At 67.7% G+C, this 20,759-nt stretch carries 14 protein-coding genes; 10 read left to right on the plus strand and 4 right to left on the minus strand.

Annotated features, from left to right (window positions below; all coding sequences use genetic code 11):
* Positions 1 to 73 precede the first annotated feature (73 nt).
* From ROV95_RS09720 to ROV95_RS09740, 5 genes are all read left to right on the plus strand, one after another.
* On the plus strand, positions 74 to 763 hold the full coding sequence (locus tag ROV95_RS09720; RefSeq protein WP_019662067.1) for a response regulator transcription factor: 690 nt from the start codon (positions 74 to 76) through the stop codon (positions 761 to 763).
* Positions 756 to 2,147 (plus strand): sensor histidine kinase, encoded by a 1,392-nt coding sequence (locus tag ROV95_RS09725; RefSeq protein WP_031270791.1) that lies wholly within the window; start codon positions 756 to 758, stop codon positions 2,145 to 2,147. The genes ROV95_RS09720 and ROV95_RS09725 overlap by 8 nt, the downstream gene beginning before the upstream one ends.
* A complete protein-coding gene (locus ROV95_RS09730) occupies positions 2,144 to 3,199 on the plus strand; it encodes an ABC transporter substrate-binding protein (protein ID WP_111098060.1) in 1,056 nt (351 codons plus the stop codon). Before ROV95_RS09725 ends, ROV95_RS09730 begins: the two co-directional genes overlap by 4 nt.
* A gap of 81 nt (positions 3,200 to 3,280) precedes the next feature.
* Positions 3,281 to 3,964 carry a hypothetical protein gene (locus tag ROV95_RS09735; RefSeq protein WP_312544172.1) on the plus strand — a complete coding sequence of 228 codons (684 nt, stop codon included), beginning with the start codon at positions 3,281 to 3,283 and terminating at the stop codon, positions 3,962 to 3,964.
* On the plus strand, positions 3,933 to 4,583 hold the full coding sequence (locus tag ROV95_RS09740; protein ID WP_005414428.1) for a response regulator transcription factor: 651 nt from the start codon (positions 3,933 to 3,935) through the stop codon (positions 4,581 to 4,583). The genes ROV95_RS09735 and ROV95_RS09740 overlap by 32 nt, the downstream gene beginning before the upstream one ends.
* A gap of 456 nt (positions 4,584 to 5,039) precedes the next feature.
* Here ROV95_RS09740 and ROV95_RS09745 read toward each other — a convergent pair whose 3' ends face one another.
* Complete coding sequence (locus ROV95_RS09745; protein ID WP_312544173.1) at positions 5,040 to 7,682, minus strand: PAS-domain containing protein; 2,643 nt, start codon at positions 7,680 to 7,682, stop codon at positions 5,040 to 5,042.
* 66 nt (positions 7,683 to 7,748) lie between these two features.
* A complete protein-coding gene (locus tag ROV95_RS09750; RefSeq protein ID WP_180877773.1) occupies positions 7,749 to 8,918 on the minus strand; it encodes a porin in 1,170 nt (389 codons plus the stop codon).
* A gap of 328 nt (positions 8,919 to 9,246) precedes the next feature.
* On the opposite strand from ROV95_RS09750, the gene ROV95_RS09755 reads away from it, so the two are divergent.
* Together ROV95_RS09755 and ROV95_RS09760 are read left to right on the plus strand one after the other, a co-directional pair.
* Positions 9,247 to 10,590 (plus strand): dicarboxylate/amino acid:cation symporter, encoded by a 1,344-nt coding sequence (locus ROV95_RS09755; protein WP_021204354.1) that lies wholly within the window; start codon positions 9,247 to 9,249, stop codon positions 10,588 to 10,590.
* A 229-nt stretch (positions 10,591 to 10,819) separates the two neighbouring features.
* Positions 10,820 to 13,111 (plus strand): NADP-dependent malic enzyme, encoded by a 2,292-nt coding sequence (locus ROV95_RS09760; RefSeq protein WP_058983560.1) that lies wholly within the window; start codon positions 10,820 to 10,822, stop codon positions 13,109 to 13,111.
* A 424-nt stretch (positions 13,112 to 13,535) separates the two neighbouring features.
* Here the strand turns inward: ROV95_RS09760 and ROV95_RS09765 are convergent, their stop codons facing one another.
* Both ROV95_RS09765 and ROV95_RS09770 read right to left on the minus strand, forming a co-directional pair.
* Positions 13,536 to 14,279, minus strand: coding sequence for a basic secretory protein-like protein (locus ROV95_RS09765; RefSeq protein ID WP_058983558.1), 744 nt, complete (start codon positions 14,277 to 14,279; stop codon positions 13,536 to 13,538).
* Positions 14,276 to 17,620, minus strand: coding sequence for a GH92 family glycosyl hydrolase (locus tag ROV95_RS09770; RefSeq protein WP_312544178.1), 3,345 nt, complete (start codon positions 17,618 to 17,620; stop codon positions 14,276 to 14,278). Before ROV95_RS09770 ends, ROV95_RS09765 begins: the two co-directional genes overlap by 4 nt.
* 418 nt (positions 17,621 to 18,038) lie before the next feature.
* On the opposite strand from ROV95_RS09770, the gene ROV95_RS09775 reads away from it, so the two are divergent.
* From ROV95_RS09775 to ROV95_RS09785, 3 genes are read left to right on the plus strand one after another with little or no spacing between them, the layout of a single operon-like run.
* Positions 18,039 to 18,236 carry a zinc-finger domain-containing protein gene (locus ROV95_RS09775; RefSeq protein WP_005410967.1) on the plus strand — a complete coding sequence of 66 codons (198 nt, stop codon included), beginning with the start codon at positions 18,039 to 18,041 and terminating at the stop codon, positions 18,234 to 18,236.
* 15 nt (positions 18,237 to 18,251) lie between these two features.
* Positions 18,252 to 19,367, plus strand: a complete 1,116-nt coding sequence (locus tag ROV95_RS09780) for a glycosyltransferase (RefSeq protein ID WP_019662058.1) — start codon at positions 18,252 to 18,254, stop codon at positions 19,365 to 19,367.
* On the plus strand, positions 19,348 to 20,679 hold the full coding sequence (locus ROV95_RS09785; RefSeq protein WP_171952660.1) for an O-antigen ligase family protein: 1,332 nt from the start codon (positions 19,348 to 19,350) through the stop codon (positions 20,677 to 20,679). Before ROV95_RS09780 ends, ROV95_RS09785 begins: the two co-directional genes overlap by 20 nt.
* Positions 20,680 to 20,759: the final 80 nt, after the last annotated feature.

Genomic DNA, 20,759 nt, shown 5'->3' on the forward strand with positions numbered 1-20,759 from the left:
GCGCCGGTCCATGACCGGCGGGCGGACCCGGCGGCATGCGGTAGCATTTGGTTCCGCTCCTACACGTGTGCCCATGCGCCTGCTGCTGGTCGAAGACAACCCGGATCTGGCCGATGCGATCATCCGTCGCATGCGTCGCAGTGGTCATGCCGTGGACTGGCAGGCCGACGGCCTGGCCGCTGCCAGCGTGCTGCGCTACCAGAGCTTCGACCTGGTGGTGCTGGATATCGGCCTGCCCAAGCTGGACGGCCTGCGCGTGCTGGCCGGCATGCGCGAGCGCGGTGACAGCACGCCGGTGCTGATGCTGACCGCGCGCGATGGCATCGAGGATCGCGTGCAGGCGCTGGATGTGGGCGCCGACGACTACCTGGGCAAGCCCTTTGACTTCCGCGAGTTCGAAGCACGCTGCCGCGTACTGCTGCGGCGCGCGCGTGGGCAGGCCAGCGAAGTGGTGCAGATTGGCGGCTTCCAGTTCGACAACGCTGCGCACCGGGTCAGCCTCGACGGGGAGCCGATCGAACTGCCCAATCGCGAGTACCGCCTGCTGGAGATCCTGGTCGGCCGTCTTGGCCAGGTGGTCGGCAAGGACGAGATCGGCAACGGCCTGTTTGGTTTCGATGACGAAGCGGGCCCGAACGCCATCGAGTTGTATGTTGGCCGCCTGCGGAAAAAGCTGGCCGGCGCACCGCTGCGCATCACCACGGTGCGCGGTGTCGGCTACCTGCTGGAAGCCAGCGATGGCAGCGCCGACGCCGATGGCTGACGCACGCGCTGCGAACGCCGCACCGGGTTCGCTGCGGCGCACGCTGCTGCTCTATCTCGGCGCGCTGCTGGCGGTATTCGCGGTGGCGCTGCTGTTCGCCGCGCGCGACTATGGCCAGCGTGCGGCAAACCGTTCCTACGATCACCTGCTGGTGTCTTCGGCGCTGTCCATCGCCGATTCGGTGGCGCTGGTCGACGGCCAGTGGCAGGTCGATCTTCCCTATGCGGCGCTGGACCTCCTGGCGATGGCCCCGGAAGACCGCGTGTTCTATCGGGTGGCCGACAGCCGCGGCAACCTGATCACAGGTTATGGCGATCTGCCGTCGCCGCCGCGCCGTCCGGGCACGCAGCCGCAACTGTTTGATGCGGCGTACAGCGGCGAGACCGTGCGCTTCGTGGTGGTCGGCCGCAGTTTCGCCGCGGCCTCGGCGCAGGGCGAGGTGCAGGTGCAGGTGGGCCAGACCCGGCGTGCGCGCGAAGCCGTCGCGCAGGACATGGTCAATCGCGCACTGCTGGCGATCGGCGTGCTGTCCGGCCTGCTGCTGGCGCTGGTGGCGTTTGGCGTGCACCGCGCGTTCCGCCCACTGGTGCGGGTGGAACGCGAGCTGTCGCGCCGCGAACCGTCCGACCTGAAGCCCCTCGACGCGCGCGTGCCCCGCGAGATGGACCAGATGGTGGCGGCGTTGAACCGCTTCATGGAACGCCTGTCCAGCAGCAACGAGACACTGCGCGCATTCATGGCCGAGGCCGCGCACCAGATGCGCACGCCGTTGGCTGCCCTGCGCGCGCAGGCACAGCTTGCGCTGGACGACGACGACCCCGAAGACATGCGGCGCAGCCTGCAGGCGATCGAGCGCAATGCCACCCACATGAGCCGGTTGCTGAACCAGCTGCTCAGCGATGCCAGCGTGATCCATCGTTCGCATCTGCAGCGCTTTGCAGCGGTGGACCTGGCCGAGACCGTGCACCAGGCCCTGCATGAAGCGCTGCCGCAGGCCGGTCCGGCGCCGCGCGTGCAGTTGGCGATGACCGCCGAACCGGCACTGGTGCACGGCGATGCGCTGCTGCTGCGCGAGGCGATCAAGAACCTGGTCGACAACGCACTGAAGTACGGCGGTGACGGCGACCTGCAGATTGCCCTTACCGTGGAAGGCGAGCAGGCCGTGCTGACCATCGCCGACCACGGCGCAGGCATCGCCCCGGCCGATGCCGAGCGCGTATTCGAGCGTTTCGCACGTGGCGAAGGCGCGCCCTCAGGTGGTGCCGGGCTGGGCCTGGCCATCGTCAAGCGCGTGGTCGACAGCCATGGCGGCCGCATTGACCTGAGCAACCGCCCGCAGGGCGGGCTGGTCGCCACCATCCGCCTGCCACGGAGCAGTCCATGATCCGCCTGTTCGCTGCTGCCGTTGCCTTGCTGCTGGCCCTGCCGGTACTGGCCGCGCCCGGCGACGTACGCCGTTTCCCGGCCCAGGCAAAGGCCACTGCGCAGCTGCGCATTCACGGCACCACCGACATCGAAGTGTTCGCGGTGGTGATCGCCGATTACCAGCGCCTGCATCCCGGCACCGAGGTGGTGTACGAGGACATCATCACCCAGGACCTGTACGCGCGTTACCTGCACGACCGCGCCGGACCGGCATCGCCGGACCTGCTGATCTCCAGCGGCATGGATCTGCAGACCAAGCTGGTCAACGATGGCCACGCGCTGCCACACCGTTCGGCGCAGACCGCCGCACTGCCGGCCTGGGCACAGTGGCGCAACGAGGCGTTCGGTATCAGCTACGAGCCGGTGGTGATGGTCTACAACACCCGCATGCTGCCGGCCGCGAAGGTGCCGCACACGCGTCGGCAGCTGCTGGACCGGCTGCGCGCCGAGGGAGCACCGCTGCGCGGCAGGGTCGGCACCTATGACATCGAGCGCAGCAGCGTCGGCTACCTGCTGTCTACCCAAGATGCGCAGCGTGGCAGCATCGCCGGTGCGTTGCTGGGCGCGCTGGGTGACAACGACGTGGTGCGCGAGGAGCGCACCGGCGTGCTGCTGGACAAGGTGGCCAGCGGACAGCTGTCGCTGGTCTACAACGTGCTCGGCTCCTACGCGCAGGCGCGCGTCGACGCGGGTGCCCCGCTCGGCATTGTGGAGCCCGAGGACTACACGCTGGTGGTGCTGCGTACCGCAGTGATCCCGCGTACCGGCCCACACCCGGAAGAAGCCCGGCGCTTCCTCGACTACCTGCTGTCGCCACGCGGCCAGCAGGTGCTGTCGCGCGAGGCACGGCTGATGCCGATCGTGACCGGCAACGCGCGCGGCGATGATGCGCCGGGCCGCAGCCGCCGCCCGATCCAGCTCGGCCCGGGCCTGCTGGTGTACCTGGACGCGCTCAAGCGTCGCCAGTTCCTCGATGCCTGGCGCAGCAGCGTGGAGCCGGCAGGGCGCTGACCTATCGCTTCATGAACGGAGCTGTTGGCCGATATCCATGATCCTTCCCTTTGAAACGGAACGAGGATGGATGCAAGCAGGTTGGCCACGATCGCCATCGAGTCCGGCAGAAAGTTCGATGTCCTTCTGCGCTGGGCAGCGCTTCATCGTTGGCGGCGTCTGTGCATTGTTTTCGCGTTCGCATCGCTGCTGGTATCCGGCTACTGCGTGATTCTTCTGGTGTCATTCCACCAATCGACTCAGGAAGGGGCTGAAGGGGTAGAGCGGTATGAGCGAGCCTTGCAGGAGGATCTTGTAAAGGCGGGTATGGAATCTGCAGAACAGTGTTCCATCGCACGTCAGTCAGGATCGACAGATGCTGAAATTCACTGCCCAGCTGCAGACCGTCTGTACGCGGAGGCGCGTCTGGGGATACTCGAAGAACGTCGCCAGGAAGTACTGGCTGCGAAGGCTTACTCGGCAATGGTGCTGGACTATCTGCAGCAGTTGCGGAGGATCGAGATGGCGTGGGACAGGGATCACATTTCAGGGGTTCATGGGAAGTGGATGAAAGCCTTGGTAAGTCCTCTCGGTGTGGCTCTGGCAATGGCAGTGCAGCTGCTGCTCTATGTCGCTGTGGTTGTCCGCATTGAGCAGTTGGCGCATGCCGCGAGCATGGCCATCTCTCGTCCTCCGGAACGTGATCAGCCGGTGGAGGACGACTTGGTGGTGGGAGACGTGCCAAACTTGCCTCATGAGCGAATACACCATCCTGATCGCCGATGACCACCCGCTGCTGCGTTCGGCGGTGGTGCAGTCGTTGCGGCAGAGCCTGCCGCTGGCGCAGGTGCGCGAAGTCGCCAGCGCCGAGGCATTGGCCGAAGCGCTGGATGCCCACCCGGATGTGGACCTGGTGCTGCTGGACCTGACCATGCCCGGCGCGCACGGTTTCTCCGCGCTGCTGCACGTGCGCGGCTCGCATCCGGACATTCCGGTGGTGATCCTCTCCTCCAACGACCATCCGCGGGTGATCCGCCGTGCCCAGCAGTTCGGCGCCGCCGGTTTCATCCCGAAGTCGGCCCCGGCTGAGACCATCGGCGAGGCCGTGCAGGCGGTGCTCGACGGCGGCCTGTGGTTCCCGGCGATGGCCGCCGAACGTTCCGAGGCAGACGCGTTGCTGGCCAGCCGCCTGGCCCAGCTGACCCCGCAGCAGTTCCGCGTGCTGCTGTGCCTGGCCGATGGCCTGCTCAACAAGCAGATCGCCTACACGCTGGGGTTGGCCGAGAACACGGTGAAGGTACATGTCACTGCGATCCTGAAGAAGCTCGAATGCCACAGCCGCACACAGGCAGCGGTACTGGTGAAGGCGCTGGAGCCTGAGGGCGACGCCGGCATCGGGTTGTAGTTTCCGGCCAACGGCGCAGCCCCTCGTGGGTGGGTTTGGGTTGGTCGCTGAAAGCAGAAGCTGCGACCGGCCTCTGACAGATTTCGGTGGCCTGCCACCCACGGAGAAGAAAAAAGATCAAAAGCAAAAGCAGGCTGTCAGGCCGCCTTTTGTAGAGCCGAGCCCACGCTCGGCTTCGCGGACCGGCCGGAAAGCAGCCGAGCATGGGCTCGGCTCTACACGAGCAAGCGCAGCGCGCGACCCGCTTTTGATCTTTTTTCTTCTCCGAGGGTGGACGCGCACGGAACGTGTCCGTGGCCGGGTAGATGGGCTGCACAGGGGCGTGAGCCGCATGGATGCGGCGACCGAGCTTACAGGGACGTACTTGCAGCGCCCCCTGTGCAGCCCATCTACCCGGCCCCACCGATGAACTGCTTTGCGCGACCACCCACGAGGGGCTGCGCCGTTGGCTGGAAACTACCCGCGATGCCGGATCAGCAACTGACTCATCAGCGCCCGCAGCGCCGGCGGCTTCACCGGCTTGGCCATCATTCCCCAACCGCGTTCGGCAGCCATCTCACGCAATCCCGCATCGCGCTCGGCGGTGACCAGCACCACCGGCGGACGGGCCTGCCACAGCTCTGCCAATGTCTCGTACAGCACCGGGCCATGGTGGTCACCCATGCGCACATCCAGCAGCACCAGCTCTGGCACCGCGCCTGTTGCCGCCAGCTGCAGCGCCGCCTGCGGGCCGTCGGCCAGCGCCACCTCGCAGCCCCAGCGCTCCAGCAGCGCGCGGCTGGCGGCGCAGACGTGCGGATCGTCGTCGATCACCCACACCCGGCGACCGCGAAGCGGGTTGTCCGCGGCCGGTTCCTGCATCAGCACCGGCACAGGAGCAGTAGCGGGAATCGCGCTGGCTTCGCCGAACGGCACGCCCACCGCGAACGCGCTGCCCTGGCCCAGCTGCGAGCGCAGGCGGATCGGGTGGCCGAGCAGCCGACCGATGCGGTCGACGATCGCCAGGCCAAGGCCGGCGCCGCGCTGCTGGCCGTCGTGCAGGCGGCGGAACTCCTCGAAGATCTCGCCCTGCAGCGCATCGGGAATGCCGGGGCCCTTGTCGTGAACTTCGATCCACAGCAGGCCTTCGCGGCGACGGCAGCCGAGCAGCACGCGGCCACGTTCGCTGTAGCGCAGTGCGTTGGACAGGAAGTTCTGCAGGATGCGGCGCAGCAGCGCTTCATCGCTGACCACCACCGCAGCGGTATCGACCCAGTCGACCACCAGCCCACGTGACTGCGCGGCGATGCCGAACTCGCGTGCCAGCGTCTGCAGCAAAGGCCCGAGCCGGAACGCCTGTACGCGCGTGGGCAGGCTGCCCGATTCCAGGCGCGCGATATCCAGCAGGCTGTTGAGGATCGCATCCTGCGCGGCCAATGCAGCATCGATGTGGTCGCTGGTCTGTTGCTGCGCCGGGTCACTCAGCTTGCCGCGCAGCACCGAGACGAACATGCGCGCCGCGTTGAGGGGCTGCAGCAGGTCGTGCACGGCCGAGGCAACGAAACGGGTCTTGTAGCGGTTGGCCTGCTCGGCTTCGCGGCGTGCTTCGTCCAGGTCGCGGGTGCGTTCGGCGATGCGGTGTTCCAGCGCATCGGCCAGGGAGCGCAGTTCGCGCGCGGCGTTCTTGTAGCTGGTGATGTCGGCATAGCTGGTGACGAAGCCGCCGTCAGGCAGCGGATTGCCACGGATCTCCAGCACCGTGCCGTCGTCCTTCTCGCTCTCGCGCATGTGCGGGCGGCCGCTGCGCAGGTGGTTCAGGCGACGCTCGATTGCTTCATCGACGGGGCCCGGACCGAGCAGGCCACGGCGTGCGTTGAAGCGGAACAACTCCTCGATCGGCCGGCCCACGCGGACCAGGTCTGCCGGGAACCGGAACAGTTCCAGATAGCGCGAATTCCACGCGACCAGGCGCAGTTCGCGGTCGATCACCACCACGCCCTGCGGCAGGTGTTCGAGGCTGCGGCTGAGTCCGCTGTCGGCGTCGGTGGCCGCCTGCAGCAGGCCATCCTGTGCGGTGCGCAGTTCCTGTGCGTGCTGCTTGAGCAGGGTTTCCAGTTCGCGGCGGCTGCGCAGGCGATGCTTGGCCAGGCGTCGGCGCTGCTGCACGAACAGCACCAGGAAGCCCAGCGCCAGCCACGCAGCACCGCCGGTGAGTGCGGCCGCGCGACCGGCGGCGGTGGCGGCGCTGGCGTCGTGCAGCAGATGCAGGTTCCAGCCTTCGGCGGGCAGCGGCAGGCTTTGCCACAGCATCGGCTGCGGCAGTACGGGATCGAGCAGGCGCACCATGCGGCCACCATCGGCAAGCACGTCTTCAGTACGCGCGCGCAATGGCTGCAACGCGCGGTCGGCGTATTGGCGGGCGTCCAGCATTTCGCGGCGCTCATCGGCGCCCAGCGGGCGCAGCAGGCGGTAGCGCCAGCTGTCACGGTTGGCCAGGAACACCACGTCATGGTCGTCGCTGGCCAGCACCACGTCCGGGCTGCTCAACCATTCCTGTTCCAGCGCCGACAGCTCGACCTTGATCACCACCACGCCGAGCCGCTTGCCACCTTCCTCGATGGCCTGCGACAGGTAGTAGCCGGGTACGCCGGTGGTCATGCCGATGCCGTAGAAGCGGCCGCGGCCCTGCGCCAGTGCCTGCCGGTAGTAGGGGCGGTAGCTGTAGTTCTCGCCGACGTTGCTGGTCGGCTGGTCCCAGTTGCTGGCCGCCACTGCCACGCCGTCGTGGCCGACCAGGGTCAGGGTCGAGGCACGGGTGACTTCATTGGCGCGTTGCAGCTTGAGGTTCAGCCGCTGCTGTTCGGTGGGCGAGGGCGGCACACGCAGGGCGTGCAGCAGATCCGGATCCAGCGCCAGTACCTGCGGCAACGTGCCGAAGCGGTCGATGCGCTGCTGCAGGCCCTGGCCGTACAGCTGCAGCTGGCGTTGCACCTGGCTGCTTTCCTCGCCGAGGGCGCGCCGCCAGGCGTAGTGGCCGGCGGCGACCGCACACAGCACGGTGCCACCGACCATCACCAGGAGGGTCAGCAACAGCATCCGGTGGCGGCTGAGCCGGTACATGGCGGCAGTCTACGCAGGGCCGGCGGGCGTGACGTGCACGCCCGCCGGGGTCTGACGTGGAAGGGGTCAGAAGTGCATCTGCGCGCGCAGTTCGAAGATCTCCGGCGTGCTGTGCACACCGCGACGGCTGGCGTCGACCTTCACATAGTTGGCCTGGAACTTGAAGTGGCTGGTCAGGTACCAGTTCGCGCCCAGGGTCAGGTCGTGCTGGCGGCCACCAAGGATGCTGCCATCGTCGAGGTCCAAGCGGCTGTAACGGGCCACCAGTTCCACCGCGCCGTAGTCGTGCGCCGGCTTGATGTTGGCCACGGCACCTGCGTTGTACGGGCGCGACTCGCCGGTCAGCACCCAGCTGGCCATCGCGTACTGGCCGCTGCCGGTGTAGTCGGGCTTGCCGTCATGGCGGGTGACCGTGGCGCGCAGGGCTTCGGCCTGTAGCGAGAACGGGCCGCGGATCCAGATGCCTTCCAGGCCGGTGCGGCGGATCTGGTCGGCGGTGACCAGCGCGCCGGAATCGACATAGCGGATGTCGGTCAGGCCGGCTTCCGGGCGTGCACGCAGGCGCGCGCTGGCCTCGTGGTGCACGTCACGGCCATCGCTGTAGCCGCGCGGATTCTCCTGCGAATAGGCCAGGCCCAGGTGAATCACGTCACCCGGCGCCTTCACCGGGGTCCACACCGCACGCACGGCCTGGGTGGTGCCGGGGTTGTCACCCTGCAGGTCCTTGCCGCCATAGGCGCCGGCCTGCAGCAGGTACTGCGGGCGCTCCAGCACCCATTCCACGCCGGTGCGGCGGCCGGCGTAGAAGGCCTGCACGGGCAGCGCGGTTTCCAGGAAGCTGCCGGCGCGCGAAGAGGTGTTCGCGTCCAGGCCGACCGGGGTCTTCATGTAGCCGAAGCGGAAGCGGCCGATGTCGCGGCCGAAGAAGGCCTTGCTTTCAAAGCGCACGAACACGTCCAGCCAGGTATCGGACTGGAAGTCGTAGTAGACCATCGCGTCGTAAACGCCCTTCTTCTTCAGCGTCGCACCGAACTCCTTGCGACGCACCGCGTCGTCATCCTCCAGGCCACTGCCCGAGGAGAAATCGTTGTAGTCGTAGGCGATGTTGGCGGTAGCGGCCAGTTCGGTGCCGTCGCCGAAGGCGTACCTGGTCGGCCAGTTGTCGAAATCGGCGGCCGAGGCGAAGGCGGGAAGGGCGGCCAGCGACAGGGCCAGCAAGGTGGGATTCGGGCGCATGTTGGGTGCGGCTCTCTCGGATTGCGTGTGGACAGGACAACAACGGCCGCAGGGGCCGAAACTTTCGCAAGGACGCGCCCGGCCGTTCAGCCCGGGCCACCGGCCTTCCCGTGTCTGGGCGGTGTGGCGCCAGTGTAGGCACCTGCGCCACCTGAACCGGGGGGCTAGTACCAATAGGTTATCTGCGCCGACGTGCCCAGCGCGTACAAAGGCGTCCATTGGTCGCACCTCCTGCGCGTGCAGCACAGGGCGATCAGTTTCCACGGTAGCGGTTCCCGTGCAGTCCCGGGGCCGTACGTGCCTGAAAACGCCCCTTCCGGAGTCCGCCATGCACATCCCGACCGCAGCCCCGGCGCCTGCAAAGCCGTTGCCGATCTATCGCCAGCTGTACTTCCAGGTGATCGTGGCGATCGTCCTCGGCGCCATCCTCGGCCACTACGAACCGTTGGTGGGCGAAAAGATGAAGCCGCTGGGCGATGCCTTCATCAACCTGGTGAAGATGATCATCGCACCGGTGATCTTCCTGACCATCGTCACCGGCATCGCCGGCATGACCCACCTGCGCACGGTGGGCCGGGTGTTTGCCAAGGCGATGGCGTACTTCCTGTTCTTCTCCACGCTGGCGCTGATCGTCGGCATGATCGTGGCGCACGTGGTGCAGCCCGGCGCCGGCATGAACATCAACCCGGCCGAGCTGGACCAGACCGCGGTGCACAGCTACGTCGAAAAGTCGCATGACCTGACCCTGGTCGGCTTCCTGATGGACATCATCCCGAAGACGCTGGTGAGCGCCTTCGTCGATGGCAACATCCTGCAGGTGTTGTTCATCGCGGTGCTGTTCGGCATCGCGCTGGCCTCGGTGGGCGAGAAAGGCAGGCCGATCGTGAACTTCCTGGAGGCGCTGGTCGCCCCGGTGTTCAAGCTGGTGCACATCCTGATGAAGGCCGCCCCGATCGGTGCCTTCGGCGCGATCGCCTTCACCATCGGCAAGTATGGCGTCGGCTCACTGATCAACCTGGCCTGGCTGGTGGGCTCGTTCTACCTCACCGCCTTCCTGTTCGTGGCGGTGATCCTGGGCCTGGTCTGCCGACTGTGTGGCTTCTCGGTGTTCAAGCTGGCGCGCTACCTGAAGGCCGAGCTGCTGCTGGTGCTGGGCACCTCTTCGTCGGAGTCGGCGCTGCCGTCGCTGATGGAGAAGATGGAACGCGCCGGCTGCAGCAAGTCGGTGGTGGGCCTGGTGGTCCCGACCGGCTACTCGTTCAACCTGGACGGCACCAACATCTACATGACCCTGGCGGCACTGTTCATCGCCCAGGCCACCAACACCGAACTGACCCTGGGCCACCAGATCGCCCTGCTGCTGGTCGCGATGCTCAGCTCCAAGGGCGCGGCCGGTGTCACCGGCGCCGGTTTCATCACCCTGGCCGCCACCCTGGCCGTGGTGCCGGAGGTGCCGGTGGCCGGCATGGCGCTGATCCTGGGCGTGGACCGCTTCATGAGCGAATGCCGCTCGCTGACCAATTTCATCGGCAATGCGGTGGCCACCGTGGTGGTCTCGCGCTGGGAAGGCGCGCTGGACCGCAACCGCCTGCAGCTGGCGCTGGACGGCCGCGAGAGCGAACTGCCGCCGCCGGTCGATGCGCTGCCCGAGGCGCTGCCGGCCAAGGGCTGATCCAGGTGTGTGGTACCGCGGGGCCGGCCACGACAGTGGTACGGCCCCGCGGCGTTTCAAGGCGTCCCATGACTGTCATGGGCAACGCCGATGCTGGTCTGGGGCCCCGCCGCATACGGCACGGAATTGTGCGGTCGCAGCATGGCTGCGACAGGGTAGCGACAGGTCCAGACGCTCCAACGGGGGTATGATCCCCTGTCCCTTCTGCCCATTCATGTAACCCACATCGATGTCCAACGAAGATTTCAAACAGGCCGCCCTCGATTACCACCGGATGTCCCCCCCGGGAAAGATCAAGGTTTCCGCTACCAAGCCCATGCTGACGCAGCGCGACCTGTCGCTGGCGTATTCGCCGGGCGTGGCGTATGCCTGTGAAGCGATCAAGGCCGACCCGCAGCAGGCCAGCGAGCTGACCGCCCGCGGCAACCTGGTGGCGGTGATCTCCAACGGCACCGCGGTGCTGGGCCTGGGCAACATCGGCGCGCTGGCCGGCAAGCCGGTGATGGAAGGCAAGGGCGTGCTGTTCCAGAAGTTCGCCGGCATCGATGTATTCGACATCGAAGTGGATGAAACCGACCCGGACAAGCTGGTCGACATCATCGCCTCGCTGGAGCCGACCTTCGGCGGCATCAACCTGGAAGACATCAAGGCGCCGGAGTGCTTCGTGGTCGAGCGCAAGCTGCGCGAGCGCATGAAGATCCCGGTGTTCCATGACGACCAGCACGGCACGGCGATCATCGTCGGCGCAGCGGTGCTCAACGCCATGGCGATCACCGGCAAGAAGATCGAGGACGTGAAGCTGGCGACCACGGGCATGGGCGCCGCCGGCATTTCCTGCGTGAACATGCTGGTGCAGCTGGGCCTGAAGCCGGAAAACATCCTGGCCTTCGACCGCGAGGGTGTGATCCACACCGGCCGTACCGACCTGGACCCGGAAAAGCAGCGCTATGCGCGCGATACCGACAAGCGCACCCTGGCCGAGATCGTCGACGGCGCGGACATCTTCCTGGGGCTGTCGGCACCGGGCATCCTGACCGCCGAGATGGTCAAGACCATGGCCCCGGATCCGGTGATCTTCGCGCTGGCCAACCCGACTCCGGAAATCATGCCGGAGGTGGCGCGCGCCGCCCGTCCGGACGCGATCATCGGCACCGGCCGCTCGGACTACCCGAACCAGGTCAACAACGTGCTGTGCTTCCCGTACCTGTTCCGTGGTGCGTTGGACGTGGGCGCGACTGCGATCAACGAGGAAATGAAGATCGCCTGCGTGCGTGCCATCGCCGCGCTGGCGCGCCGCGCGGCCACCGACATGGGCTCGGCCTATGGCGGCGAGACCCCGAGCTTCGGCCGTGAATACCTGATCCCGCGTCCGTTTGACCGCCGCCTGCTGGTGGAGCTGTCGGCCGCCGTGGCCCAGGCCGCGATGGACTCGGGCGTGGCTTCGCGCCCGATCGAGGACATGGGCGCCTACCGCGACAAGCTGGCCCAGTTCGTCTACCGCACCAGCCTGATGATGAAGCCGGTGTACGACCGCGCGCGCAGCGACAAGCAGCGCGTGGTGTACGCCGAGGGCGAAGAGGAAGTGGTGCTGCAGGCGGTGCAGAACGTGGTCGATGATGGCCTGGCGCATCCGATCCTGATCGGCCGCCCGGAAGTGATCGAGTCGCGCATCGAGCGCCTCGGCCTGCGCCTGAAGATCGGCGAGAACGTTGAAGTCACCAACATCAACGACGACCCGCGCTTCAACGAATACTGGCAGTACTACCACGGCCTGACCGGCCGCCGTGGCGTGACCGTGGCTGCGGCGAAGAACCTGATGCGTTCGCGCCCGACCCTGATTGCAGCGGTGATGGTGGCCCGTGGCGAAGCCGATGCGATGCTGACCGGCATCGTCGGCCGCTTCCACAAGAAGCTGGGCTACGTGCGCAGCGTGCTGCCGCTGGAGCCGAAGGTCACCTCGACCTCGGCAATGACCGGCGTGATCAACCAGCAGGGCGTGTTCTTCTTCGTCGACACCCACGTGCAGGAAGACCCGACCGCCGAGCAGCTGTGCGAAGCAACCCTGCAGGCGGCCTACCGCATGAAGCTGTTCGGCATCGAGCCGAAGGTGGCGCTGCTGTCGCACTCCAACTTCGGCAGCCACGATTCGAAGGATGCGCTGAAGATGCGCCAGGTGCGCGAGCTGCTGCTCAAGCGCAACCCGCGCCTGAACGTGGATGGCGAAATGCAGGGCGACACCGCATGGGATGAAGCGCTGCGCCAGAAGCTGCTGCCGGGCTCGACCCTGCAGGGCCGCGCCAATCTGTTCGTGCTGCCGAACCTGGAAGCGGCCAACATCGCCTACAACCTGGTGCGTGTGTTCACCGACGGCGTGGCGATCGGTCCGATCCTGATGGGCGTGAACAAGCCGGTGCACATCCTGACCACCAGCGCGACCTCGCGTCGGATCCTGAACATGACCGCGATTGCGGCGGTCGATGCGCAGATCAGGAAGCAGCTGGAAGCGGAAAAGAAGGCATAAGCCTTCGTTCCGGTTCGATCGCAGAAACGCGCCCTACGGGGCGCGTTTCTGTTTGCGCAAAGCGGACACGGGTAGTGCCGGCCGCTGGCCGGCAACCGCAATGATGTCCAGGCACGCGACGGCAGCCGGCCAGCGGCCGGCTCTACCCCGGTCTGTGCCACACGCGCTACGCCGCCCGGTCATTTCCCTGCAACGCCGCTGCGGCCCAATACGCCCACGCGGCCCGGCCGTGGGAAGGGACCGGACCGGCCTTCCCACCCTGGGCCCGACCAACTTTCCACGGGCGAGGGTGTCATGCGCAATCGAGTGACGCGGCGGTACTTCCAGCAGTTGTTCGCGCTGTACGCCGGCTTCGTGCAGTCGCGCTGAGGCCGCGATGCGGTAGCGCCGGGCAATGCCCGGCGAACGTAAAGTGCGTTGGGGCTCAGCGCCGCTTGCCGCGCCGCGCTGGTGCCGGCGGCGGTGCATCCGAACGCGGCTTGGCATACTGCGTCCACAGCGCAGGCAGTGCCTTGCCGGTGTGCTTCTGCCACAGCGCCGGTGCATAGCGGCCGTCGCGCAGGGCCTTGTCCAGTGCCAGCACCAGGCCCGGATGTTCGGCGTCGGCCCATTTCAGAAACGCACCGGTGACCCGGTAGCCGCTGTCGAAGTTCTGCCCCTTCTCGACCTTGCCCGGCAGTGCCCAGCCCGCAGCGGCATTGTCCATGCCGTAGCGGTCGCGTGCGTAGTCGGCGATGCCCTCCACCAGCCAACCCGGCACCCGTGCGTCGCCATAGCCCGGATAGCCCTGCACGATGTGCATGGCCTCATGGGTGACCAGGTCGATGTCGTTGGGGTGCTGCGCAAGCCAACCCGGGTTGATGGTGATCGTTGCGGCCTGGTCCTTGTCACCGACGAAGGCGATGCCGGTGTAGGCCGGATCGATCACGATGCGCACCATCGCCGGCGCGGCCGGGTGGAAGTCCGCACGTTCGCGCAGGTAGGCGAAGAAGAACGTATCGATCACCCGCTTGCGCTGCGGCGCGGCCAGGGCGCCACGGGCGTCCTGGTAGTTCAGCGTCACGCCGTCGCGGGTCAGCTGCGTATCGAACGCCTGGGTCTGGCCGAAACTGGAGAAGGACAGGGCAACAAGGGCCAAGGGCAGAAAACGGAAGCGCATGCCGCTCATTGTACGGTGCCGGCCGCCAGCAGTTCGATCTCCGCCAGCGGCAGTCGTCCCGGTGCCGCCAGGCGCAGGCGGTATTCGCTGTAGCGACCGGGTTTTGCAATGCGGAATGGACGGGTCTGGCGGGCGGATTCGAAGTCTTCGCCGCTGCGCTGGTCGAGCACGGCCCAGCTGCCGCTGCCGTTGCGCGCCTCCAGTGTCCACTCTCCGCCCTGGATACGGCTGTCACCGCTGGTCAGCGTGTACATCGTCGGGGTGCCCTCAGCCAGGCCGGCCAGCGCGATGGTTGCACCGCCGCCCAGGCCCACCGTCGTGCCGGCATCGTCATCGACCAGCGCGGGCAGGGCGCGGCCATCGGCCAACGTCGCCTTCGCGCCGCTGCCGAGCAGGTCGTGCAGCAGCTGCGGGCGCTGGCCGCGTGCGGTCAACGAGCGCGGCACATCATCCACGCCACTGCCCCAGCGCGAGGGACGGGGGCCCATCACGAAGTCGAGGGTCGCGCCCTTGGCGATCAGCTCGTGCGGCACCCAGGTCTTCGTCCATGGCTTGCCGTTGATCGTCAGCGACTGCACGTAGACGTTCTCACGCGAGTTGTTGGCCGCGTTCACGGTCAGCACGGCACCACCCTGCAGTTCCACGCGCGCATGTTCGAAGGCCGGCGAGCCGATCACGTACTCCGGTGCGCCGATGCGCAGCGGGTACAGGCCCAGCGACGCCAGCACGTACCAGGCCGAGGTCTCGCCGTTGTCCTCGTCACCGGGATAGCCCTGGCCGATCTCACTGCCCACATACAGCCGCGACAGGATCTCGCGCACATGCTGCTGGGTCTTCCACGGCTGCCCGGCGTACAGGTACATCCACGGGATGTGGTGCGCCGGCTGGTTGCTGTGCGCGTACATGCCCATGCGCACGTCGCGCGCTTCGGTCATCTCGTGGATGGTGCCGCCATAGGAGCCGGCCAGTGCCGGGTCGGCGGTTTCCGGCGTGGCGAAGAAGGCATCCAGCTTCGCCGCCAGCTTGTCGCGGCCACCGTGCAGCGCGGCCAGGCCTTCGCCATCGTGGGCGGCGGTGAAGGCGAAGGTCCAGCCATTGGATTCGGTGTAGTCGTGGCCCCATACGCGCGGGTCGTAATCCTTGGCGTCCACGCGCCAGCGGCCATCGGCCTTGCGGCCCTGGAAGAAGCCGGCGGCCGGGTCGAACATGGTCGCGTAGCTGGCGGCGCGATAGCGGAAGTACTCGGCCTCGGTGCTGTAGCGCTCGCGTGCAGCCGGCGTGGTGGCGCGCTTGGCCAGTGCATCGGCCATGTTGGCGATGCCGAAGTCATTGAGCGCGCCTTCCATCGTCCATGACATGCCTTCGTGCACGTCCGCGCTGGCGTAGCCACGGAAGGTCGAACGGTCCATGCCCTTGCGGCCGACATGACGGTCGGGCGGGACCACGGTCGCATTCTTCAGCGCGGCGGCGTAGGCCTCGGCCGGATCGAAGCCGCCGATGCCCTTCAGCCAGGCATCGGCGAAGGCCACGTCCGAGCTGGTGCCGACCATCAGGTCGGCGTAGCCCGGCGACGACCAGCGCGCGATCCAGCCACCGGCGCGGTACTGCTCGATGAAGCCTTGCACCAGCTGGCCGGCATCGTCGGGCGTAAACAGCGCATAGGCCGGCCAGGTGGTGCGGAAGGTATCCCAGAAGCCGTTGTTGACGAAGACCTTGCCGTCGCGCACGGCCGCATAGCTGCGGGTCGCGCTGCCATCGGTGTTGTCATCGCTGGCGCTGGCCTGGTTGGCGTAGCGCCAGTCGGGTAGGGCCGCGCTGCCCACGTTTTCATGGCCGGAGTTGGGGTACAGGTACAGCCGGTACAGGCTGGAGTACAGCGTGGTCTTCTGGTCGTCGCTGGCGTTGCCGATGTCGAAACGGGCCAGGCGCGCGTCCCATGCATCCTGCGCACGGCTGGCCACGCTCTCCAGCGTATCGGCAGCGCTGATTTCCAGTGCCAGGTTGTGCCGCGCCTGCTCGACCGAGATCAGCGAGGTGGCGATGCGCATCGTCACCCGCCGGTCACTGCCGGCGTCGAACTTGATGTAGCCGGTCGGGCGGCCGGTGTCGAGGCGGCCGCTGCTGCGCCACGGCTTGTCGAAGCTGGCCACCACGTACATGCGGCTGGCACCGTTGGACAGGCCGCTGCGCGTATCGGTGTAGCCGGACAGCGTCTGCGTGGCGGCGTCCAGGGTCAGGCCACCGCACGCATCGACATTGTCGAACAGCAGGTTGGCGTCGCCGCCCTCGGGGAACTCGAAGCGGAACAGCGCGGCATGGTCGGTCGGTGCGATGGCAGCAGCGATGTCATTGTCGAAGCGCACGTCGTAGCGGTAGGGGCGCGCGCTTTCATGACGGCGGTCGAACGACAGCGCGCGCTTGCGGCGGTCGGCGTCCGGCACGCCACGGCTGGCCGAGGGCATCACCTGGAAGGTCTGGCGGTCGCCCATCCACGGGCTGGGCTGGTGGCTCAGTGCCAGCGCCTGCAGCTGCGGGCGGTTCTGCGCATCGTTCTGTTCGTTCCAGCGGTACAGCCAGTTCAGTGCGCCGGCGTCGGTCACCGGGGTCCAGAAGTTGAACCCGTGCGGCACCGCCGTGGCCGGGAGGTTGTTGCCGCGCGAGAACGTTCCGTTGGCCTGGGTGCCGCGTGTGGTCAGCACCCAGTCCGAGACGCGCTGCGGCTGCTGGCGCGGTTGGGCATCCAAGCGCACGTCATCAATCCAGCCAGAGACCGGCGCGCCCTCGGCACTGGCTACCTCCAGCTCGATCGCCACCACGCGGCGGCCCTTCAGCGTGGGCACGTCGCCCAGCCGCACTGCCTTGCGGGCCCATTGTTGCGGGTACAGCGTCTTCGATTCGCCCTGCGCGCGTGCGCCGATCGCCACGCCATGCTGGTCGCGTGCCGCACCGGCCGAAACGCGGCTGCCATCGTCCAGCAGCAGGTCCAGCGATACATAGGTCGAGGCGACGGTGTCCTTGCCGACGATTTCCGGCAGCACCAGCCACGACAGCGTGGTATCGGCCTCGATGGGCAGGTCGGCCTTGAACAGTTCGCGCCGCGCGCTGCCGCCTTCGCTGCTGTAGCGCAGCGCATGCAGGCCGCTGTAGCCGGCGTTGCGCTTGGCGGCGTAGGGCGCGGCTGGTCCATTGCCGATCGTGACCTGTAGCGCACCGGTGGCCTGCGCCGGTACAGGTTCGCCCGGTTCGAACGAGGTCTGCAGCCCCTGCGCCCGCGCCGGCATCGCAGTGGTCGCACAGGCCAGGGCCAGGGCGAGCGGAAGCAGGGCGCGGCGCGGATCGGACAGGGTCATGCAAGGGTCTCCCGGAAGGGCTGGCGGCGGGCGAACCCGCATCGGCGGACACCACGGACAGCATCGCTCCGCCCGCCAGGCTGGCAGTGGAAGAGGCGATGCCGGTCCGGTGGGGGCGGGCCATGCGATCGGGTTGGATTGGGTGGGTCGGGGTGCGACCTGGCCCGATCCTGCAACAGCCGCCGCGCGCTGGCAAGTGCCATTTAGTTCGATCCAAATGCGGGAAATATCGCTGGAGTCGTTTCTGGCGAGCGAACCTGCCCGAACGACCGCGAAATCCCCGGAGTCGCCGCCGCCCGGCGTGCGGTGGGGAGATGCGAGGCATCGGCGGCGGCGTGCAAAGGCGCGTTGCGGGGCAATGTCGTTGCGGCCCAGATGCTAGAATCACGGGCCTCGCAACCCGTTCACCGAATCCGCCATGAGCCATACCGCCACCGCGCCCGCCAACGCCGAGAAGCGCTACACCGTGCACCGCAGCGATCTGCCGTTGAGCTGCCCGACCCCGGAAATGGCGCTGTGGAACTCGCATCCGCGCGTGTACCTGCCGATCGAAGACGAGCCCAACGGCGAAGCGCAGTGCCCGTACTGCGGTTCCGTGTTCGTGCTGGCCGACTAAACGGCGGCCCCTTCGATGCGCCGATTGACCGTGGTGCAGTTGCTGCCGGCGCTGCACTCCGGTGGTGTCGAGCGCTCGACCCTGGAAATCGCTGCGGCCCTGGTTGCCGCCGGCCATCGCGCGCTGGTGGTGTCTGCTGGTGGCCGCCTGGTGCAGCCGCTGCTGGACAGTGGTGCCGAGCACCTCACCCTGGATATCGGCCGCAAGTCGCTGCTGACCCTGCGCCATCTGCCGACCCTGCGCCGCCTGTTCGCTGAAGTCGGCGCGGACATCGTGCACGCCCGTTCGCGGCTGCCGGCATGGCTGGGCCTGTACGCGATCCGTGCCATGCCCGCCGCCCAGCGCCCGCACTGGGTAACCACCGTGCACGGGTTGAATTCGCCCAGTCGCTACAGCGCGGTGATGACCAGCGGTGAACGCGTGATCTGCGTGTCCAACACCGTGCGCGACTACGTGCAGCGGCACTATCCGACGGTACCCGAAGCGAAGCTGCAGGTGATTCCGCGCGGCGTCGATGTCACACAGTTTCCGCGCGTGGCCCGCGCCGACCGCCGGCCACGACTGGCGCTGGCAGCCGACTACCCGTGGCTGGCGCAGGTTGGGGGCCCGCTGCTGCTGCTGCCGGGGCGGGGCACCCGGCTGAAGGGACATGCCCATGCGCTGCAATTGCTCGCCGATGTACGTGCAGCTGGTGTGCCGGCACAGCTGTGGATGCTGGGCACCGATGAACCGGGCCGCGAAGCCTACGTGGCCGACCTGCGCCGGCAGGCCACTGCCTTGGGCGTGACCGACGCCGTGCAGATCAGCACGCCGACCGCGCGCATCGCCCAGGCCTATGCGGCCAGCGATCTGGTGCTGCAGCTGTCGGACAAACCGGAAGCGTTTGGCCGCACCGTGGTCGAGGCGCTGTCGGTCGGCCGTCCGGTGCTGGGCTGGGATCATGGTGGCGTCGGCGAACTGCTTCGGCAGCTGCAGCCCGCTGGCGCGGTGCCGCTGGGCGATGCACGCGCGTTGGGTGAACGTGCGCTGGCCCTGCTGGCGCAGCCGCCGTTCTTGCCGACCCGCATCCCGTTTACGCTGCAGGCCATGCAGCGCGATACCCTCCGCCTCTATGCCGACCTCGCTGGCTGACTCCGCCGTCACCGTGCGCGACGACCGCGCCGGGCGCTGGGCGCCGTGGTGGGTGCTGACGTACGTAGCGCTGTGGCCATTGCCGGGCATCGCGGAGACCGTGCTGGGCCTTGGCGCGGTCTACGCCGCCGCGCGCATGGTCATGCGCCGCCTGCAGCGCCGCCCGCATCTGTTGAGCACGGCAGCGTGGGCGCTGACCTCCATCCTGTTTCTCGGCTATTGGCTGCCGCAGGCGTTCTCGGCGTTTGATGCAATCGATCCGGCAGCGTCGTGGACGAAGGCGGCTGCCGGCCTGCGCTACCTGCCCTTCATGTGGCTGGTGGCGATCGCGGTGGCCACGCCGGAACGCAGGCGGCTGACCTTCGGCGGCCTGGCGCTGATCACCGGCGCATGGACGCTGGATGCGCTGGTGCAGGCGCTGGCCGGAACCAGCCCGTGGTTCTGGTCGCTTGAGCAGCTGAAGCTTGCGGTGAGTGGTCACGCGTTGTGCCCGGCCACTGAGGCGGCCGTGGTCGATCGCCTCAGTGGCGCACTCGGGCCGTGCAACCTGAAGTTCGGCCAGGTCCTGGCCAGTCTCTCACCGTTCCTGTTGTTGCCGCTGGCGCGTCGCTTTGGCAATCCGGGTTGGGTACTGGCCGCGGCGGCGCTGGGCTGCGTGCTGCTGCTGGCCGGCTCGCGCGCATCGTGGATCACCTTCGCGCTGGTGCTGGCCTACAGCGGCGTGCGCCAGTTCGGTGTGAAGCGGATGCTGCTGCTGGCGCTGCTCGGCGTGCTGGGCGCCGGCGTGCTCACCGCGGGCGTGCCGCAGCTGCGCGAACGCCTTGCGCGTACCGCGATGGCGTGGGATGGAAGCGAACGCGGTGTCGACGAGGCACTGTCGGGGCGCGCGCGTATCTGGGAAGCCGCCGTCTGCATGATCGAAGAACACCCGTTCAACGGCGTCGGCGCACGCGGTTTCCGCGATGCCTATCCCGCCTGCGTGGCCGAAGAGGGGCTGGCGGTATGGGGGGATGCTCCCGCCCTGCACGCGCATCAGATCGTACTGGAAATCCTGGCAGAAACCGGGGTGATCGGCCTGCTGCTGTGGCTGGCAGCCGTGGCCCAGGCCTGGCGGGCCTGGCGCTATGCACCGACGGCCGCGCGTGACCGGGCCCGCCCTGCGATGCTGGCGCTGGCGGTCACCGTGTTCCCGCTCAACACGCATCTGGCGTTCTATTCCGCGTTCTGGGGCGGCCTGACCGTGCTGCTCGCTGCCTTGTTCGCCGGCAGCCTGCTGGCGCGGGAATCGGACGACGCGCCGCCGCTGCTGTGATCGACCATCCACGCATGGCGTGGCCCTACTGCACGTACCGAACGAATGTCGCCGCGGTGGATCCACGCCATGGCGTGCAT

The organism is Stenotrophomonas maltophilia group sp. msm1, assembly GCF_032025805.1.
GTDB classification, from domain to species: Bacteria; Pseudomonadota; Gammaproteobacteria; order Xanthomonadales; family Xanthomonadaceae; genus Stenotrophomonas; species Stenotrophomonas hibiscicola.

What these genes read in the sequence shown, in the direction of transcription:
- ROV95_RS09785 (WP_171952660.1), top strand. Translation starts at nt 19,348, where the DNA reads ATGCCGACCTCGCTGGCTGACTCCGCCGTCACCGTGCGCGACGACCGC.
- ROV95_RS09760 (WP_058983560.1), top strand. Translation starts at nt 10,820, where the DNA reads ATGTCCAACGAAGATTTCAAACAGGCCGCCCTCGATTACCACCGGATG.
- ROV95_RS09765 (WP_058983558.1), bottom strand. Translation starts at nt 14,279, where the DNA reads ATGAGCGGCATGCGCTTCCGTTTTCTGCCCTTGGCCCTTGTTGCCCTG.
- ROV95_RS09740 (WP_005414428.1), top strand. Translation starts at nt 3,933, where the DNA reads ATGAGCGAATACACCATCCTGATCGCCGATGACCACCCGCTGCTGCGT.
- ROV95_RS09750 (WP_180877773.1), bottom strand. Translation starts at nt 8,918, where the DNA reads ATGCGCCCGAATCCCACCTTGCTGGCCCTGTCGCTGGCCGCCCTTCCC.
- ROV95_RS09770 (WP_312544178.1), bottom strand. Translation starts at nt 17,620, where the DNA reads ATGACCCTGTCCGATCCGCGCCGCGCCCTGCTTCCGCTCGCCCTGGCC.
- ROV95_RS09775 (WP_005410967.1), top strand. Translation starts at nt 18,039, where the DNA reads ATGAGCCATACCGCCACCGCGCCCGCCAACGCCGAGAAGCGCTACACC.
- ROV95_RS09745 (WP_312544173.1), bottom strand. Translation starts at nt 7,682, where the DNA reads ATGTACCGGCTCAGCCGCCACCGGATGCTGTTGCTGACCCTCCTGGTG.
- ROV95_RS09720 (WP_019662067.1), top strand. Translation starts at nt 74, where the DNA reads ATGCGCCTGCTGCTGGTCGAAGACAACCCGGATCTGGCCGATGCGATC.
- ROV95_RS09780 (WP_019662058.1), top strand. Translation starts at nt 18,252, where the DNA reads ATGCGCCGATTGACCGTGGTGCAGTTGCTGCCGGCGCTGCACTCCGGT.
- ROV95_RS09730 (WP_111098060.1), top strand. Translation starts at nt 2,144, where the DNA reads ATGATCCGCCTGTTCGCTGCTGCCGTTGCCTTGCTGCTGGCCCTGCCG.
- ROV95_RS09725 (WP_031270791.1), top strand. Translation starts at nt 756, where the DNA reads ATGGCTGACGCACGCGCTGCGAACGCCGCACCGGGTTCGCTGCGGCGC.
- ROV95_RS09755 (WP_021204354.1), top strand. Translation starts at nt 9,247, where the DNA reads ATGCACATCCCGACCGCAGCCCCGGCGCCTGCAAAGCCGTTGCCGATC.